The 19,195-nt window shown below is 45.6% G+C and carries 12 protein-coding genes; 11 read left to right on the plus strand and 1 reads right to left on the minus strand.

Going from position 1 to position 19,195, the window contains the following annotated elements; genetic code table 11:
* The first annotated feature begins 1,205 nt into the window (after positions 1-1,205).
* Complete coding sequence (gene corA / locus L1028_RS27885; RefSeq protein ID WP_234541224.1) at positions 1,206-2,165, plus strand: magnesium/cobalt transporter CorA; 960 nt, start codon at positions 1,206-1,208, stop codon at positions 2,163-2,165.
* Positions 2,166-2,182: 17 nt separating this feature from the next.
* Here corA and L1028_RS27890 read toward each other — a convergent pair whose 3' ends face one another.
* Positions 2,183-2,752, minus strand: coding sequence for a tyrosine protein kinase (locus L1028_RS27890; protein WP_234541226.1), 570 nt, complete (start codon positions 2,750-2,752; stop codon positions 2,183-2,185).
* Between the two features lie 430 nt (positions 2,753-3,182).
* Between L1028_RS27890 and L1028_RS27895 the strand changes: the two genes are divergently transcribed.
* The 10 genes from L1028_RS27895 to scfB all read left to right on the plus strand — a co-directional run bounded on the left by L1028_RS27895 (position 3,183) and on the right by scfB (position 19,151).
* Entirely contained in the window at positions 3,183-3,473 is a 291-nt protein-coding gene (locus tag L1028_RS27895; protein WP_019913624.1) for a YerC/YecD family TrpR-related protein, read from the plus strand.
* Between the two features lie 3 nt (positions 3,474-3,476).
* Positions 3,477-4,247, plus strand: coding sequence for a sirohydrochlorin chelatase (locus L1028_RS27900; protein ID WP_234541228.1), 771 nt, complete (start codon positions 3,477-3,479; stop codon positions 4,245-4,247).
* A 228-nt stretch (positions 4,248-4,475) separates the two neighbouring features.
* Positions 4,476-5,366 (plus strand): diacylglycerol kinase, encoded by an 891-nt coding sequence (locus L1028_RS27905; RefSeq protein ID WP_042184783.1) that lies wholly within the window; start codon positions 4,476-4,478, stop codon positions 5,364-5,366.
* Between the two features lie 65 nt (positions 5,367-5,431).
* Positions 5,432-6,898 carry a 23S rRNA (uracil(1939)-C(5))-methyltransferase RlmD gene (gene rlmD / locus L1028_RS27910; protein WP_234541230.1) on the plus strand — a complete coding sequence of 489 codons (1,467 nt, stop codon included), beginning with the start codon at positions 5,432-5,434 and terminating at the stop codon, positions 6,896-6,898.
* Positions 6,899-7,121: 223 nt separating this feature from the next.
* Positions 7,122-7,991: a PhzF family phenazine biosynthesis protein gene (locus L1028_RS27915; protein WP_234541231.1), complete on the plus strand. Its 870-nt coding sequence runs from the start codon at positions 7,122-7,124 to the stop codon at positions 7,989-7,991.
* A 635-nt stretch (positions 7,992-8,626) separates the two neighbouring features.
* Positions 8,627-9,550, plus strand: a complete 924-nt coding sequence (locus L1028_RS27920) for a helix-turn-helix transcriptional regulator (RefSeq protein ID WP_234541232.1) — start codon at positions 8,627-8,629, stop codon at positions 9,548-9,550.
* Between the two features lie 1,150 nt (positions 9,551-10,700).
* Positions 10,701-16,205, plus strand: coding sequence for a DUF4855 domain-containing protein (locus L1028_RS27925; protein ID WP_234541233.1), 5,505 nt, complete (start codon positions 10,701-10,703; stop codon positions 16,203-16,205).
* A 448-nt stretch (positions 16,206-16,653) separates the two neighbouring features.
* Positions 16,654-17,220, plus strand: coding sequence for an SF0329 family protein (locus L1028_RS27930; RefSeq protein WP_234541234.1), 567 nt, complete (start codon positions 16,654-16,656; stop codon positions 17,218-17,220).
* A 273-nt stretch (positions 17,221-17,493) separates the two neighbouring features.
* On the plus strand, positions 17,494-17,643 hold the full coding sequence (gene scfA, locus L1028_RS27935; protein ID WP_076098734.1) for a six-cysteine ranthipeptide SCIFF: 150 nt from the start codon (positions 17,494-17,496) through the stop codon (positions 17,641-17,643).
* A 122-nt stretch (positions 17,644-17,765) separates the two neighbouring features.
* Entirely contained in the window at positions 17,766-19,151 is a 1,386-nt protein-coding gene (gene scfB, locus L1028_RS27940; protein WP_234541235.1) for a thioether cross-link-forming SCIFF peptide maturase, read from the plus strand.
* Positions 19,152-19,195 lie beyond the last annotated feature (44 nt).

Below are 19,195 nucleotides of genomic sequence, written 5' to 3' on the forward strand. Positions count from 1 at the left end.
CAGACAGACAGACAGACAGACAGACAGACAGACAGACTCTCTTACTCCAGCGCTCGACTCTTCCTCCGACGGAGAAAGAACGGTATAAATCCCGCAGAAAAGCTGGCAATGGGCGGTTTGGAGTGGAAAGAACGGTATAAATCCCGTAGAAATGACAGAATTAGGCGTTTGAGGAAGAAAGAACGGTATAAATCCCGTAGAATTCACGAAATAGCGCCGAATGAGTAGAAAGCAGGGCAAAAATGCCTCGGAATTCGCGAAATAGCGTCAAATGAGCAGAAAGCAGGGCAAAAATGCCTCGGAATTCGCGAAATAGCGTCAAATAAGCAGAAAGCAGGGCAAAAATGCCTCGGAATTCGCGAAATAGCGTCAAATAAGCAGAAAGCAGGGCATAAATGCCTCGGATTACGTGAAATAGCGTCGCATGAGCAGAAAAAGGACGTTAATGCCTCAGATTTACAGAGTCTTGCTCATACAGATGAGAGTGTTTATAGATGGGGCGAGCTGTGTGTATGAGCGGATCTCTGACGTAGCTTTTTACGCATCTGTCGAATCTAGGCGGGCGGATTAGAATTTAAACTAACTAATCATTAAACAAAACACTCGATACGATTTGATTAAGTTCGGTGACAACTCAACCCTGTTTACTTTATCCATCCTTCCCCGCCATCTGAGGAGCATCGTTATATACACTTTGAGCGAAATGATCAGAGGGAGAAGAGGATGAACGACACTTACTAATAAGTGATTAGATCTATTATCTAAAACCATTAACAGGATCAATGTGGAAACTGTGATTCATAAGGTAAATGGACGGAGAGGCGACAAACAGATACTTCGACAAAGTTAAGTCGATCTGGTTAAGCTTGATTAATTGTCGTTCGACCGCGTAACTCCTTACAACCAAACGTTCCGTAAAATGGCGGTAATAAACTAAACAGTAACTTAGCTATTGGGGCGATTATGGCTGGCATCGTTATCAGGAAGGGGAGGGAATTGGATCGCAGGAACAATAGGGAGGGTACCAGAGGAAAACAGACCTCAGAACAACTTGAAGAATGGGGACATTTAATAAGATAATTAATAAGATATAAACGCCACGGTGTAGGCTAGCGGAGGGGTGGTTGTTTTTTTGTTATTTTTGGAAGACTCCTCTTCTTGCGGTACAATAGATGCGTGGAAGAAGATGAAGCGGAGGAACATTTATGATACGTACACTTGCGGTGACGCATACAGGTGAGGTGCTGACAGACATACCTCTGCAGGATATCCGGCGGGAGGATTATGCATGGATATGGGCAGATTTTGCTACACCTACGGCAGAGGAGACGCTGCTGCTGGATCACTATTTTCATTTTCACCCTTTGGCGATTGAGGACTGTATGCATGTGCTACAGCGGCCGAAGCTGGATCATTATGAGGAAGTTCAGTTTTTTGTGCTGCATGCGCTGAATGAAGTGACGCTGGATGCTGAAGAGATTGATCTTTTTTTGAGCGCGAATTACCTCGTGTCCTATCATCATCAGGAAAAAACAGAGATGAATGAAGCCTGGGAACAAGTGAAGCGTGAAATACATAGTCGTAAAGGCTGGTCAGGTGGTCCGATGGCGGCTGCATATACAGTAATGGACAAGCTGGTAGATAAGTATTTCCCATGCCTCTACAGTTTAGAGGACGAGCTTGCGGATCTGGAGAGCAATGGCAGCAGTGAGTCGGTGGAGGATTTGATGAGCCAAGTGTTTAATGTGCGCGGAAGGCTGCTCAAGATGCGGCGGACGATTGTGCCGATGCGCGATTTGATGTACAGGATTTTGAATTCGCAGCATGTCCAGAGTAACGGTGAGGAACGGATTTATTTTGGCGATATCTATGACCATTTATTAAAGTTGTCCGATATGATTGAGGCTGACCGAGAAATGACTGCGGATCTGCGTGATAGCTACATTTCCCTCAATTCCAACCGGATGAATTCGATCATGAAAACATTAACAGTAATCACCACCGTATTCATGCCGCTGACGCTGATCGCCGGGATCTATGGCATGAACTTCGTGGTGATGCCTGAACTCGAATGGAAGTATGGGTATTTTGGCGTTCTGCTGTTTATGCTGGTGGTGGGTGTTAGCATGTTCAGATGGTTCCGGCGTAGTGGATGGTTTAAGTGAAAAATAAAACGTCACCGCTACTTGCGGCGACGTTTTCCGGTAGAGGGAGTAGAGCGCCGGCGTGTGGTTGTAGTAGATTTACGACGCCCAGAGGTGGAACGTCTCTTTTTGCGTCGACTTGGACTGAACATTGCGGCATCCTCTTCGGCTGCCAGTGCGCCTGCTGCTCCCTTACCTTTGCCGAAGCTACCCATGAGGAGCTTAAACATTGGAGCCATCTGCTGAAAGCCGGACATCACCTTTTGTACTTTGCCCATGGAGTTTACGATCCCGTCAATGCCGCCCATTCGGTCAATGATACCTTTGATTTGCTCCATGTTCCCACCAATTCCGCCACCGCCGCCTAAGCCGCCTAAGCCGCTAAGCAGTCCGGCAAGCCCGCCGCTTGCCTTTGTTGTAGCTTCAGCAGCAGGGAGTGCTAGCGCAGTTTCGGTGGCTGCTTCTGCTCCTAAAGCGGGAAGGATTCCGCTCTCTGCTGGGAGGGATGAAGGCGCATATGGACTGAGGCCGGGGTAGGCAGAGGCATTATAAGTATCGGTCAGTGAACGCTGGTTCCGGCGGGAATGATTATAGTAATGATCAGACATAATATCACATTCCTTTGTTAGTGGTTTGCTATACTGTATGTCATGGGCGAACATACGGTATAGACGAATGCCCGGGTTACCCGTGATAGGAGCGGAAAAGGGCGAATGCCTATAATCGTCCTTAAGAAGTGAAAAAAGCGTGTACAAGCTTGATTTTCGGCGCTTATGTAGTACTATAGTGTAGGTGCTATTTCTTATGTAGGAAGAAACAAACGTAGTTTGATACATATTGAGTGTGCGCCAGGGGTGGACGTTTGTCCATCGATTTCACTCTTTACAGCGTGAAATCGTTAATGCTTGAAAAATGCGCTCCAGTGCAATATAGTAAAGGCAGGATAGTCGCATGAGGTTTATGTTTCCGGAGCTAGTTTTGTACGGAGCATAATTAGAGAAACTAATGCTGATAGAACTTTTAGGGGATGAAAAGCTGATGCAACTTAAGAAGTTAAATGATAAAAGTATCGACCAATTATTTGAAGCTATTTTAACGTTAAAAAATATGGAAGAATGTTACGTGTTCTTTGATGATCTGTGCACTGTGAACGAGATTCAATCGTTGTCGCAGCGACTGGAAGTAGCGCGTATGCTCGGCAAAGGCTCCACCTACAACCAGATCGAAGCAGAGACGGGTGCAAGCACAGCCACAATTTCCCGTGTAAAACGTTGCCTGAACTACGGCAATGACGGATATAAATTAACGCTGGAACGTTTAGGACGTTAATTTATGGTACCGGGCGTACTTATTATCAGTCATGGCTCTCGCGATGAGGCTTGGGTGTCGATCGTAGAGGAAGCCGTAAGCGGATTATCGCTAGGTGAAGAGACTCCTGTTGTGGTCTCTTTTTTAGAGCTGGTAGAGGGCCGTCTGATTCAAGATGGAATAAATGAGCTGGAACACGCAGGGGTCACAGATATTATTGTGATCCCATTGTTCGTTTCCTCGGGAAGCACACATGTCGATGAGATAGAATATGCACTAGGCGCCAAACCTGAGCCTGAACGTGAGACGGATTTAGCGCCTTTCTCAGTGAAGGCTAGAGTTCACTATGGTTATCCTATCGACGATGATCCGGACATCGCTGTAATGATCTGGGACAAGCTACGTGAGCTGTCTACGGAACCGAAGCGAGAGACGATTTTGCTTGTGGGTCATGGCAGTGTATATGATGGCTTCCGGCAGCGCTGGCAGGAAGGTATATCTTCGCTGGCGGGACGTGTGCGTGAGGTAAGTGGCGTAGCGGCGGCCGATTATGGTCTGCTGAGTCCGGATAGTGTAAGAAGCAAGGTGGAGTATTGGCAGGAGCAGGGTCACGAGGTACTGGTGGCGCCGCTTTTTTTGAGTGAAGGTTATTTTACTAAGCATGTGATTCCGAACAGACTGAAAGGGTTAACCTATAAGTATTCTGGTCAAACGCTTCTGCCCCATCCCCTTCTTCCGCATTGGATGGAGAGACAGGTAGAGACACTCCTCGAACAGATTCGAAAGAAACGATAAAGCACCTACCCCTACGCACGATTAATCATAAAAAAAGTGCCCACATCCGTGGATAATACGGGATTTGTTGCATACACATATAAATAGTTAATTTTCTCTAACTTAGTGTCATTAATTGCTGTATAATGGAATATTTGCATGAAAGGGCCTTTAACATTGATTGTAGTGGTCCGAATTAGGTATAATCAATTAGGTTATTCTATTATAAAAACAGGTGGCGTTCCGGTAATGAAAACTGCGAGATTGATTTATAATCCCACTTCTGGACGGGAAGAAATGAAGAAGCGGCTCGCCGATATTTTGGACCGGCTGGATATTGGTGGCATTGAAGCCACCTGCCATGCAACAACCGGAGAAGGCGATGCTATGCTAGCTGCTGCAGATGCAGTAGAACGCGGTTATGATTTGATCATAGCAGCCGGTGGCGATGGCACTTTAAATGAGGTTATTAATGGTATGGCGGAGAAGCCTAATCTTCCCCCGCTCGGCGTTTTGCCGCTTGGTACTACCAATGATTTTGCGCGTGCAATGGGGATCCCGAAGAACTGGGAAGATTCCTGTGATCTGATCATTCGCCAAGAGACACGTCCGATTGACATCGGTAAGGCAAATGACCGTTATTTTATTAATATAGCAGGCGGCGGTAGTCTAACCGAACTGACATATGAAGTTCCTAGTAAGCTGAAGACCATGATAGGGCAGCTTGCGTACTATTTAAAAGGTATTGAAAAAATGGTCAGTCTGTCTCCTCAGGAACTAATCATTCGTGCCAATGGGCAGGAAGTTATTCATGATGAGTTCATGCTGTTCCTGATTGCAAATACGAATTCTGTTGGCGGCTTCGAAAAGCTTGCTCCCGGCGCTCGGATCGATGACGGTCTGTTAGATGTTATAGCGGTTAAAAAATGCAACCTGGCAGAGTTTGTCCGTTTGGTCAGATTGGCTCTTCGCGGCGAGCATTTGAATGATAAGAAGGTTATTTATTTCCGTACGGATGCGATGGATGTAATCTCTCCAGGACATGTCCAATTGAACTTGGATGGCGAACTGGGTGGAGAATTGCCAGGGCGATTCCGGATTTTGCCACAGCATTTGCGGATTTTTGCTGAGAATAACTAAGGTTAATTGAAAGCAAGAATGAGGGTTTATACAGCGATGATAATGAAAGAAGTGAACTATAAATAATGAGTAAACACCGCAGTGGACGCAGCACCAGCCGCCCAGTCGGCAAGGCGCCTGTCGCCGGACTGCCTGTGAATAAAAATGATGAGGTTGTGCTCGATATCATCGGCATGACCCATGAGGGTGAAGGGGTAGGTCGCGTTGAAGGCTTTACCCTTTTTGTGCAGGGAGCCCTTCCCGGAGAGAAGGTCCGGGCCAAGGTGCTCAAGACCAAGAAGCAGTATGGCTACGCCAAGCTGCTGAATATTGTAGAAGCGAGCAGCGCCCGCATCGCGGCGCCCTGCGAGATCTATGATAAGTGTGGCGGCTGTCAGCTGCAGCATATGGACTATACCGCACAGCTGGCGTGGAAACGGCAGCTGGTGGTGGATAACCTGGAGCGGATTGGGAAGCTCCGGGTGAGTGGTGGTGGCGGAGACGCTGGAACGGATCAGACAGATGGTATTCTCGTCCGCCCTACACTGGGCATGGACGAGCCTTGGCGCTATCGGAACAAGGCTCAGGTGCCGATTGGCGTAACAGAGGGTGGTCTTGTGGGCGGATTTTACGCGCGGGGAAGCCACCGGATCATCGATATGGAAACATGCTTGATTCAGCATGAAGATAACGATGACGTTGTGCGCAAGGTGAAAGAAATCGGACGGAAGCGTGGTATTACTGCTTACGACGAAGAATCTGGCAAAGGCTTACTACGTCATGTCGTAGTAAAGAAAGCCTTCCGTACTGGTGAGATGATGGTTGTCCTTGTCACTAATGGCGAACGCATCCCGCATTTGGACGAATGGATCACTGAGATCCGCCGTGAAATCCCAGCTGTTACAAGCATCTGCCAGAACGTGAATACTAAGCGGACGAACGTAATCTTCGGTGATACAACTCATACGCTTTGGGGGAACGACGTTATTTACGATTATATCGGCGATGTGAAGTTCGCCATTTCTGCCCGTTCTTTTTATCAGGTTAACCCGGCTCAAACCGAGGTTCTCTATGGTAAGACGGTGGAGTATGCAGGACTTACGGGTAACGAGACCGTTATAGATGCTTATTGTGGCATCGGTACGATTTCTTTGTTCCTTGCACAGCATGCTAAACAGGTCTACGGTGTAGAAATCGTACGTGAAGCGATTGAGGATGCGCGGGCGAATGCCACTTTGAATAGTATGGATAATGTAGTGTTTGAGGTAGGCGCATCTGAGGATGTAATCCCTAACTGGAAAGAGCAGGGAATTACGGCAGATGTTATCGTGGTCGATCCTCCGCGAAAGGGCTGCGATCCGCGACTTTTGGAGACGATTCTAGCGATGAAGCCGGAGCGTGTGGTGTATGTGTCATGTAATCCATCGACACTGGCAAGGGATTTGCGGGTGCTCGAAGATGGCGGGTATGCCACCGTCGAGGTGACTCCGGTGGATATGTTCCCGCATACGGTGCATGTGGAGTCGGTGGCGTTGTTGGTGAAGAGTGTGTAGCTCAATAATAAACTAGTAGCATTTAAAATAAAGTCACTACTACCCAACCTGACTCAGTTATAATAAAGTCTTTTCTCTCTATGCCTCCCCAAGCCCTCCCTATCAACGATTCGGGGGGAACTGGAGTTTTAATACTTTATTATTACTGAACATATCATGTTATAATTCGAACTGTTCTTATAGCTGGTTTATTCTAACGCAAATTACAGGAGATTGGTAACATATGAAAATAAACGTATATACTTTAAACTCATTTGCTAAAACAAGAGACGGTGGGAACCCAGCAGGCGTTGTTATGAATGCAGATTTATTATCTGAAGAAGAAATGAGAAAAATCGCTGCTATTCTTGGATTCAGTGAAACGGCTTTTGTACTACAATCAAATATGGCAGACTTTAAAGTGAGATTCTTTACACCGAATGAAGAGGTGGACTTATGTGGTCATGCTACGATTGCCACCTTTTATACAATGTCAAGTCTGAATTTGTTAAAACAAGGTAAGTATAAGCAAGAAACCAGAGCCGGAATACTTGGCATTGAAATTCATAACGATAATTTTGTTATGATGAATCAATCTATTCCTGTTTTTTCGGAAGTTATTGATAAAGATGAAATAGCAGATTCCTTGAACATCAGTACTTCCCAGATTTCAGAAGACTTGTTGGTTCAAGTTGTATCAACAGGACTTCGAGATATTATGGTTCCTGTAAAAAGCATTGAGATTTTAGATAGGATCAGGCCAGATATGAATAAAGTTAAAGAAATCAGCCAGAAGTACAATACTGTTGGATACCATGTTTTTTCTTTGGAATCCTTACATGGTGCTAATGCTTATTGCAGAAACTTTGCTCCCTTATATGGTATCCCGGAGGAATCTGCCACAGGAACATCAAGCGGTGCCCTTGGTTGTTATCTGTACCGCTATGGAAAAATCAATGAGGAACAAGTGTCAAACATTATTTTTGAACAAGGTTATTCCATGAAAAAGCCATCGGAAATCCGAGTGTCTATAGCAGTAAAAGAAAATGAGATTTTTGAAGTTAAGGTCGGCGGAAGAGGGATGAATTTGATTTTAAAGGAAGTCGAAATATAAACAACTGATTTTCAGTGATTACTGGAAAATTAAATATGCAAATCAGCTATTCATATGATTCCGCCAAGGCCCCACCAGGTCCAAGCGGCATCTTTTTTGTAGCCTCAAGGCATGTGGAATCGGTAGCTTTGTTGGTGAGGAATGCATAACATGGGATAGATCTTTTGAAACAAGAAGCCGAAAACTTCTTGATTTTTGTAAAGATTTCAAACCCGTTTCTTATAATGAAAAATACACCTACAACGATTGGGGATTAGAAAACTTATAACTGAGAGAGGATTCTGGAAAATATAACTCCAGTTGTTAGGAACGTATTTTAACGCAAAGTTTATGAACTAAAGGAGAACACTAGTTCAAATCAGAAAGATTAAAACCTTCTATTAGAAGCAAACTAGATTTAATAGTTCTAATAGGAGGTTTTATTATGATCTTAAGCGAGTTGTGGCGACTGCATGAGACTGATAAACGTATTCAAGGATTTAGACCGAAAACATTGAAAGCATACACAATTCTACCGGCAGTTGAATAAAGCGCATGTGACAATTCAACCAACGCTTGATAGGATTGCGTTTGCGGAAATGCTATGCTGTTTTCGACAGTGCGCACTGTACATTTTGTTTTATTGGAGGTATACAATGCTCGACTTGCGTAAAATTGGAGCTTATATTTCGAAGCTTCGCAAAGATCAGGATTTGACTCAATTGGAACTTGCCGATCAACTGAATGTAAGTCATCAAGCGGTATCGAAATGGGAACGGGGCGACTCGCTGCCGGATATCGGAACGCTTCCGCAGTTTGCGAGGTTATTCGGCAAAACGGTAGACGACATTTTAAATGCAGGAGAGAGTGCAGAAAATCGGGAGCACCCGCACCTAGGAACGATCGTTGAGGAGATCGCAGAGAACAGGCCGGAACAAGTTGCAGAGATGGTCAATACCGGAGAGGCGGAGGTGGAGGAGCTTGTAGAAGTAGCGCCGTTTGTAAAAGCAAGCGCTCTGCATAAGGTTACAGAACGATTAGACAGCAGCGTCCTTAAGTTAGACGTGATCATGCGGCTGGCTCCGTTCCTTGGAACAGGTACATTGGATGAACTGGTTCGTCAGGCAGAAGAGGGCGAAATCGTGTGGAATACCATTACTGGACTCGCTCCGTTCGTCAGCAGCGACACATTAAGTCGACTGGTAGATAAATCGATTGACGGTTCCTTAGAAGTGCACAATCTTGTTGAGATTGCCCCGTTTCTTGGAAGAGACCATGTAGATCGGTTGGTACAACAAGCAGAAGAGGGCAGCTTGAGCTGGGATTCCGTTCAAGGGCTGGCACCCTTTATTAGCAGAGAAACGTTAAGCCGTTTGGTGGACCGGGTTGCAGACGGCACAATCGATGCGGACCAGATCATAAGCCTCGCACCTTTTCTGGACAGGGAAAATCTCGAGAAGTTGATTGGTGGAGTCGAAGCTGAACATCTCAGCCCAGATCTGCTGGCAAGTATTGCTCCTTTCGTCGATCAAGGGACATTGAGCAGAATGATGACAAACTTATTAAATAAAGTAAAGTAGACACGTATATCGGAGATCGGTGATGCATAGACCGTCGGCGATCCTCAAAGCTACCGGCTTGAAATTCGGTAGCTTTTTGTTTGGACTTTCGGATCATTGTTAACCAGCGTGACACAGAAACCTTCCAAAGATTTATGAGAATAATGTTCTGGACTAGGCAACGGCGTTAAGCTAAAGGGTAACGATAGTGGAATAGCGGTTGCTTCGGCATCCGTTTGGCAACAAAAACCCATATACCAAGACGATCACCTATATTAGTGAGTATTGGGTTAAAATCAGGACTATCCACAATTTTTGCTACTAAACCCAAAAAAATTTATTATTTTGTCTTTAATCATGATATATTTTAATGTTTTTGGTCGTCTATTTCCTGGAATGAACAGTGTTTTACGAGGCGTGATCTGATAGAATTGCTATAGTTTTAGTGATAGTACTAGAAAAGAAATGGGCAATTTTAATTCCACTAACGGAAAACGATAAAAGAACAGCGAGTTAGACGAGCGTAGCCCCTAGGCTCCACCATAAAAAAACCGTGAAGATCTTCGTGGTCACACTTTTGGTCACAGTACTTATTTTCTTTATGACGATGAGACGAATATATAAAAAACCGCCCTGTTCGCAATGTTGCTGACAGGGTGGTTTGCTATGTCATAGAGGTAGCTTGAAAGTTAGCAGTCAACTGCACTCAACAAACTATCTTGCACGGTTTTAAGGCTAACTTATTAATAGAACAGTTACACACAAAAATAAGACTCTGCTACAACTTGTTTGCCTGCAATCCGGCCGAATGTGAAGATATCAGCGATGGCATTCAGCTTTGCGAATACCTTGAAGCAATTCCTCAGCAAACTACATTGATAGAAAATAGGTAGGACCTAAGGAGGTAAGCGCTATCTTTATACCTATAAAAACGCGACGTGAAGGCCTTCATGTCAACAAGTGTATACCCAATGTCATTAATTATCTATTTGAAAGAAAGGCCACTTTTCATAATGTTACTTTAAGGACATTGACATATGTTATAAGCTTCTATGACGTGTCGGAATCTCGGAAGGGAGGAAAGAGCATCGAGGTAAGCTGAAATGGAAGCACATACCATTTAGGAGATTGATGTTTCTTGACTCAAGAATCAGAAGGGAGTTAGTACGATATGATGAGGAGTAGAAAATGGTTAGCTCTCGTCATGGTTGCGATCATGATCATAACCATGATGCCGATCGCGCAAGCGGAAGAGGCGCTGCCGCCTACACAGTCAGAGGAACAGACACCAGCGAACCTGCCGGGCGAAGCCGATCCGGTCGAGGTGACGAATCCATCAGACCTACCGGGAGCGGGTACGGAGGGTGTTATTGCGTCAGTGTATGGGGCGTTAAATCACAATCTTGCAGCGGGCTTATCTTATGAGTGGTCGCAAGAGCCGGAAGCTTCCTATCCGGATGAAGGCAACACACTTACGGATGGTATATATGGGGCAAGCAATAGATCCGACGTAGCATGGGTTGGACATCATTTGAGTAAGACACGCGAAGTTGTGTTTGATTTGGGGGCGAAGAAATCCATCACGGGTATTAAAGCCAATTTCCTCGAAGATTGGCCAACGAACAATGTACTCGTGCCACTCACGGTATCGATGTACGTCTCCGATGACAAGGTGAACTGGGGACTGCTCAAAGACAATGCCACGCAGAAGCTGTGGAATGACGGCAAATACACGGAGACCTATGTGTGGGACGGCAGCAAGGACGGCATTAAAGCGATCGGCCCAGATGCGAAAATCGCGTATGCTCGGTACGTCAAAGTGACGTTCTCCATGCATCCTTCGGCGATGACGCTCGTGGATGAGATTGAAATTATCGGTCAAGACGGGCAAGCAACGGGAGCAGTAACCGTGCCGACGCAGGAGGCGAAGCTCCTGGCACCTGGCGAAGCGACGGCGGGCATTCAGGATCTTGGACTGCTCTATAACGGACATTATGCGGATAAACCTGGAATAGGGAATTGGAAGAAGGACCGGATTATTCCGAATATCAGTTACGTGGATAAGGATAATAATCCGACGGCATGGCTCTTCGATGGCATCCTCTATCTCGGGACGAACTCTCCAGAAGGCCGCAGTTTCGGGGCGGGGTCGGGTAATCCGGCCATTCTTGCAGACTGGAAATGGTATTTGGAAAAAACATTTGCGGCAACTGGCGATATGCAGCAGTTGAATGAAGCGACAAAAGAAGTCGGTCTGAAGCTCGGCGAACCGAATCATAAGACAAAGGTTGTTCTGATGATTCCGTATCCGGATGAGGGTGTAGTCAATTTCGGAGATCTCGGTGACGGAAATCTCAACTTTACTGGCCACGATGCGCAAGCGCTTACAAATCGTGCGAAGGCAACGCAGTGGTATATCAATGAGGTGAAGTCGCTCTGGCCTGAGGGGAAATATCCGAATCTTGAACTGGTAGGCATGTACTGGCTGGAAGAACAAATCGGCATCGATGCAGCCGGTCCGGACTTGGTGAAATCTGTAAGTGAGCAAGTGCATGCGGAGAATATGAAATTTTTCTGGATTCCGCATTCCTTGGCGTACAAGGCTTATATGTGGAAGGATGTCGGCTTCGATGCGGTAGCGCTCCAACCGAACTATTTCTTCGCGCCGATAGGTTATGATCGTTTTGAAGATGCTTCGAACATCGCGAAACTTTATGGGATGACTAACGAGTTCGAGTTCGATGATCGGATGCTGACGGACGGTGTGTTCCGGGAGAGGTATATCGATTATTTGAACAGCGGTGTGGAAACCGGATTAATGGAACATGGCTTCAACGCTTACTATCAAGGTAATAATGCCGTTTATGATAGCGCCGTGAGCACAGACCCGGCCAATCGGATCCTGTATGACTGGCTGCATCAATATGTCAAAGGAACTTATACAGTCAACAACGCGGCTCCGCCTGAAGTGGAAGTGCAGATGAACGGTGAGCCGTTTAAGGCAGGGGAAGTTCTAGCAGACTCCAAGAAAGTGAAATTTACATGGAACCTTAAAGATGTTGCCGATCCAAGTGTGATCAAAGTTTCTGCGATGTATGATGGAAAGCCTTACACGGTAGGGACGGAAATCACGTTAAAGAATATGCTTGGCAAGCATGTGTTGGATGTTACCGTCACTTCGGGGAAATCGAAGAAAACATCGTTTACGTTCGAAGTGAAGACGGATGCTGCGACAATGATTGCGCTCGTGGACAGTTACGTCAATGACAAAAAAATGAATAACAACGATGCAACGGCCCTTAAAGTTTACCTCGATGCGATGAAACAGGCGGAAGGCGTCAACCCAGCCGAATTCACGACATCGCTGAAGAACTTCAATGCGAAGCTGGATCAACTGAAGCAGAACATTGCGGGCGATGCCTATACGATGTTGAAGGAAAGCGTCTATTACCTGGCAGGCAGTCTGGCTCAAGGGAAACCTGTTGAAGTATCGTCGATTGAAAATGGTGGTCCGAATTATATTCCATCCAACGCGGTGGACGGATTCCAAGCGACACGCTGGGCGAGTCACTATGATGATGCGAACTGGTTCCTAGTCGACCTGGGTCAGCCTACAGCGATAGATACAGTTCGCATCAGTTGGGAAGGTGCTCGCGCCGACACGTATAAGCTGCTCGTATCGGACGATAAGAAAACTTGGACCAATGTAATGCCGAATGACGGCATTATTAAAGCGCAGGACGGTAAAGAAACGGTTCAATTTAAGCCGGTTACGGCGAGATACATCAAATTCGAAGGCGTAAAGCGGGCGACATTCTACGGTTATTCCTTCTATGAGTTCGGTGTATATTCGCTTTCTAGTCAGCCGGCATCTCTGGAACGCAATCTTGCACTAGGGCTTCCTTATAGCTGGTCGCAGGAGCCTGAGGCAGCGTATCCGGATGATCAGAAGGAACTGACAGATGGTAAATACGCTAAGTTGGATATTAAAGATCCGGCGTGGGTCGGACATCTGCGGAAGAAAACTCGTGAAGTCGTGTTTGATCTAGGTGATAAGAAATCGATCTCGAAGATCAAAGCGCATTTCCTGGAAAGCTGGCCAACCAACAATGTGCTCGTGCCGCTGACCGTCTCGATGTATGTCTCCAATGACAAAGTGAATTGGGGATTGCTTAAGGACAGCGCGACACAAGAACTCTGGCGAGATGGAACGTACGATGAGACCTATAAATGGGATGGCAGTAAGGACGGTATCAAAGCCATCGGCCCAGATGCGAAGATCGCCCATGCTCGCTATGTGAAGGTGACATTCACAATGCATACGCGTGCAATGACCTTCGTGGATGAGATTGCAATCCTCGGTGAAGACGGCAAAGCTGCCGGAGCCGTAACCGTTCCAACGTATACGCCGAAATTCTTGGCGGCAGGCGAAGCGACAGCGGGTATCGAGCATCTTGGACTTTTGTATAACGGGCAATATGCGAATGACCTAGGCATCTGGACGAAAGAACGGATCATTCCGAACATTAGTTATGTCGATAAGGACGGCAAGATTAAGGATCGACTCTTCGATGGCGTCCTGTATCTTGGCATTAATTCTCCAAATCCAGGTCGTGATTTCGGCGGGCAGGCTTATCTGGAAGATTGGAAATGGTATCTGGATAAAACCTTTGCGTCAGGCGGCGATATGGATGCGTTAAACGCAGCGGCTAAGGAAGTATCCGATGCGCTGAACGAGTCTGGCGTGAAGGAAAAGGTTGTCCTCATGATTCCGGATCCAGGTGAATCGATCACTAATTTCGGAGCTGTTGAACAAGGTGGAGAATCGCTGAACTTCAATGATTCCGTTGGCAAAGATAAAGCCCTTGCGAACCGTGAAAAAGCAGTTCAATGGTGGCTGCAGCAAGTCAAATCGAGATGGGAAGCAAAAGGTTACGCTAACCTCGAGCTTGTAGGTATGTACTGGTTCGAAGAGCAAATCAGCACAAGCCAATCCGGACCGAATCTGATCCGTTCGGTGAGCAGCACCCTGCATGACATGCAAATTAGCGGCAAGGACCTGAAGTTCTTCTGGATTCCGCATTTCTTCGCTTATAAAGCGTTCATGTGGAAGGATGTCGGTTTCGATGCGGTGACGATCCAGCCGAACTACTTCTTCGAGCCGACGGATATCGAGCGCTTGGAGGATTCTGCGAATCTGGCGAAGCAGTATGGCATGTCCAATGAACTCGAGTTCGATGATCGGATGCTGACGGACGGCGTGTTCCGCGAGCGGTATATCGATTACTTGAACAGCGGTGTGAAGACAGGGCTCATGAAGGATGGCTTCAAATCGTATTACCAAGGCAACAATGCAGTCTATAACACCGCGGTAAGTAAAGATCCAGCGACGCGCGTTCTTTACGACTGGCTGTATCAATTTGTTAAAGGAACGTATCAGGTCAACGAGGCTCCGCCTTCCGAGGTAGACGTGCAGATGAACGGCAAGCCGTTCCAGAGCGGGATGAAGCTGCCCGATTCAGAATCCGTATCCTTTACATGGAAGCTTAGAACGGATGATGGTCTGACGAAAGTGACGGCGACGTATGACGGCAAGCCTTATACAGCGGGTACCGTTATTCCGCTTGCAGGCAAGCTTGGCAAGCATGAGCTTAACATTACCGTTACGGCGGGGCGTATGGTGACAAAGTCATATGTTATCGAAGCAACGACGAATGCATCTGGTATGAAAGCGTTAGTCGACCGCTTCGAACAAGCGAAGCAATTTACGAATTCTGCAACGGTGCGTTCTTTGAACAACTATTTGGAAATGATGAAGCGCTATGAAGGGAAAGATGCAGCGCAAGTCACCAAGTATCTCAAAGGCTTTAACGCAAAGCTGGATGAATTTAAGAAGGCGGGTACGATAAAAGATGAGGCGTACAATACGCTGAAGGAAAGCGTCTATTACCTCATAGGCAATTTGGCGCAGAATAAAACGGTAGAAGCTTCGTCTACCGAAGGCAATAATGCGAATTATGCACCGGCTAAAGCCGTCGATGGATTCCCTGCTTCAAGGTGGGCGAGCGAATACGTGGACAATACTTGGTTCCTGGTCGATCTCGGTGAAGGGAAGGAAATGGATACGGTTCGAATCGATTGGGAATATGCTCGTGCCGATAAATACAAACTTCTTGTGTCGAACGATAAGCAGAACTGGATCAATGTCATGCCAAATGACGGAATTATTACCGCGCATGATGGCAAAGAAACGATTCAGTTCAACCCGGTCAAGGCAAGATACATGAAGCTACAAGGCATAAAAAGAGCAACCGATTACGGATATTCCATCTACGAGTTTGGTGTCTATAACCTCTCGGGCGCTGTAGACGTGAAGGGCATTGAGGGCATACAAGTAAAGGTTGACGAGGAGGCAAAAAAAGTTACGATTGATGGATTGCTGATGAATGGCGTCCTTACAAATGTGAAGTTGAAGGTGCTTGATCCGAAAGGCATGGTTCATCTCGAAGATGAGACGAAGAGTACAGTTGCGGGAAGCTTCCAATTCACATTCAAACTTACGGGTAATTTAAAGGGAACCAATGAGGCGTATCTATCAACTGGCTATATGAGCGAGCCTGTAAAAGTGACCTTTGAATACTCAAAAGAAAACCCGGGTAAAGGTCACGATAAGTAATGGAGAAATAATCCATCCAAGCAGCAATACGACCCGCGCTGAAACTTCCTGTACCGGTTATCGAATGATCTGTCCGAGTAAGACTAATAACCGAAGTAAGAACGTTTGAGGCGTAACATAACAAGCCGATTAGGTGCCAGACCACGGGGTCTATACCTAATCGGCTTGTTTCTATGTACAGAGGTGATGACAAGACGGGATCTCTTCTTTCTTAAACGGGAGAATCATTTGCGGGAACGATCTTCAAGATCAATAAAAAATATACTGTAATCGAAGATAATAAATTTGAAAAATTAAGAGGTTTTAAAAAGAAAATTAGTGATGAACCATTGGCCATAAGCTAAATTATATCAAGATATTATTCAGGTTTTAGTGGGAATGTATTATGTATTGTATAATAGAACGACTGCCTAACCAGGTATATATAATATAAAACATAGGAGGATACATGTCCTGGAGCAAATTGAAGCAACAACTGGAGAGTTTTCTCTGTCCTGCGTTATACGGCAGGGTTGAATATCGCGCAAGCAGCTACCGTTATTTACCTGATAAATCAGGGAGTTGTTATATATCGGTAGATAAAAAGAACGTACTCAATATGAATGATAGAACTAGCTCAATTAAATGGTATCAGACGGAGCAGGAGATTAAGAATGATTCAGATCTCCAAATTCCTATCAACCATGAAGAAATTGAAGCGGTTAGAAAAGATAGCAATGGGATCATCCCAGAGGATCGTCTAATAGTCATTGCAAGAAGCAGAAAAATATCAGAAGTTGCAAAGGAGCTTTTGTCAGCACAGACGTCATTAAGTAAATCGAATTTTATTGTTATAGCTACTAAGTATTTATCTATTTCCATAGAGGAGAGCTTAGAAAGCGACGATATCTTATTGAATATTCTAGCCTTAGTGGACAGACGAGTTGGAAAAAAGCGAATGCTGAACATGACTGAGAAGATGAAGTTAAAGCATCCTATTGTGCAGTATTTTTATGAACTACGGCGTAGTACATAATGAAAATAAATAACTTCATTGAAAATTCAAGAGCAGATGAACTGTCCGGATGTCCTTTATATTTATGTGGATCTTACGGTCACGTATGAGACGAAATCATTATTGAAGAGATGGCATCATTGCCATCTCTTTTTTTGATAGAAAGGCGATGTGGATGTGACCCCTCACTGCTAGGTGACAGTCATCATAGACGTACTTGTATGAGGTTGCTACAATGATCCATGGAAATTAAGTGAAACTAATCACAGGGAATTACAGAAGGAGTTATTTATCGTGAAAAGAATTGTAACACTGAGCACACGCAAACTGATGGATACCGCAAAACACGGAGGATGCGGCGCATGCCAGACATCTTGCCAGTCCGCTTGTAAAACTTCCTGCGGAGTTGCAAACCAGAAGTGTGAGAATGCAATGAACAGATAGGATTCGGAATTGTACCGCCCATTGCTCTGCTGATGGGCGGCTGTTTTTAAGAAATGGACGCTACCTCTACAGGATGGCAAAGCCGTTTCTACTTGTGTGTAAAAGGAGCCTGATTAGCAAGTATGATTCATCAATATAAACTAAATGGTTACAACATCGTGCTCGACACCTACAGTGGCTCGGTACATGTTGTTGATGACCTAGCATATGAAATTATAGCGAATTATGAGAAAACTTCTGCCGAAAAAATCGTGACAACGATGTTGGATAAATATAAACATGATTCCAGCATTTCCGAGAGTGATATTCGAGAAACCATCGCGGATATCGAGGAGCTTAAGAATGATGGACAGCTCTTTACAAAAGATGAGTATGAGAACCTCTCGCTCGATTTAAAAAAACGAAAAACTTATGTTAAGGCGCTCTGTCTTAATGTTGCGCATACCTGTAATCTGTCATGCGACTATTGCTTCGCTAGCCAAGGGAAATACAACGGAGATAGGGCAATCATGAGCTATGAGGTTGGACAAAAAGCTATCGATTACCTGCTTGAAAATTCGGGTCATCATCGAAACCTGGACATCGACTTTTTCGGCGGGGAACCGCTCTTGGCTTGGAAAGTGGTTAAACAGATCGTAGCTTATGCAAGAAGCAAAGAACAAGAATACAAAAAGAAGTTCCGCTTCACCTTCACGACGAACGGGATGCTGCTGAACGATGAGGTCACCGAGTTTTTAAATCAGGAAATGTACAATGTCGTATTAAGCCTGGATGGAAGAAAAGAGGTTCATGACCGGCTTCGCCAAACGGTTAACGGAAAAGGCAGCTACGATCATATTGTTCCGAAGTTCAAGGAATTCGTTCGTAAGCGCGGGGACCAAGAGTACTATGTTCGAGGAACTTACACTCGTAACAATGTCGATTTCACCAACGATATATTTCATATCGCAGATCTTGGTTTTGACAAAATCTCTATGGAACCAGTCATCTGTGATCCAAAAGAACCCTATGCACTTACCGAGGAGGACCTGCCGGAGATATACAACCAGTACGAAATTCTCGCCAAGGAAATGATCGGGCGTGGTGAACAAGGCAAGGGGTTTACCTTTTATCACTACATGCTTGACCTCTCGGAAGGACCTTGCATACAGAAAAGAATCACTGGCTGTGGTTCAGGAACTGAATATCTTGCTGTCACTCCGTGGGGAGAGCTTTTTCCTTGCCACCAGTTCGTCGGGGATGAAGAATACAGCATGGGAAATCTCTGGGATGGCATCACAAAGCCTGAGCTGCAATGTCAATTTAAAGAGAGCAACTGCTACTCAAAGCCGGAATGCAAGGACTGTTGGGCGAAACTCTACTGCAGCGGGGGTTGTCCTGCCAATGCACTGCACGCGACGGGTTCCTTGGTCGGAACCTATGACTTCAGCTGTGACGTCTTCCGCAAAAGAGTCGAATGTTCCATGATGGTCAAGGTGGATGAATCCATTAGAGCGATGGAAGAGTAATCTAACTAGTTAGCGTAACGGATGATAAACTGTAACCGAGAAAT

It is taken from the genome of Paenibacillus pseudetheri (assembly GCF_924513355.1).
Classification (GTDB): domain Bacteria; phylum Bacillota; class Bacilli; order Paenibacillales; family Paenibacillaceae; genus Paenibacillus_AQ; species Paenibacillus_AQ pseudetheri.

Bases quoted from the DNA above. Each gene is read 5' to 3' on its own strand.
- L1028_RS27905 (WP_042184783.1), top strand. From the start codon at position 4,476: ATGAAAACTGCGAGATTGATTTATAATCCCACTTCTGGACGGGAAGAA.
- rlmD (WP_234541230.1), top strand. From the start codon at position 5,432: ATGAGTAAACACCGCAGTGGACGCAGCACCAGCCGCCCAGTCGGCAAG.
- L1028_RS27900 (WP_234541228.1), top strand. From the start codon at position 3,477: ATGGTACCGGGCGTACTTATTATCAGTCATGGCTCTCGCGATGAGGCT.
- L1028_RS27915 (WP_234541231.1), top strand. From the start codon at position 7,122: ATGAAAATAAACGTATATACTTTAAACTCATTTGCTAAAACAAGAGAC.
- L1028_RS27890 (WP_234541226.1), bottom strand. From the start codon at position 2,752: ATGTCTGATCATTACTATAATCATTCCCGCCGGAACCAGCGTTCACTG.
- L1028_RS27920 (WP_234541232.1), top strand. From the start codon at position 8,627: ATGCTCGACTTGCGTAAAATTGGAGCTTATATTTCGAAGCTTCGCAAA.
- L1028_RS27895 (WP_019913624.1), top strand. From the start codon at position 3,183: ATGCAACTTAAGAAGTTAAATGATAAAAGTATCGACCAATTATTTGAA.
- L1028_RS27925 (WP_234541233.1), top strand. From the start codon at position 10,701: ATGATGAGGAGTAGAAAATGGTTAGCTCTCGTCATGGTTGCGATCATG.
- L1028_RS27930 (WP_234541234.1), top strand. From the start codon at position 16,654: ATGTCCTGGAGCAAATTGAAGCAACAACTGGAGAGTTTTCTCTGTCCT.
- scfB (WP_234541235.1), top strand. From the start codon at position 17,766: ATGATTCATCAATATAAACTAAATGGTTACAACATCGTGCTCGACACC.
- corA (WP_234541224.1), top strand. From the start codon at position 1,206: ATGATACGTACACTTGCGGTGACGCATACAGGTGAGGTGCTGACAGAC.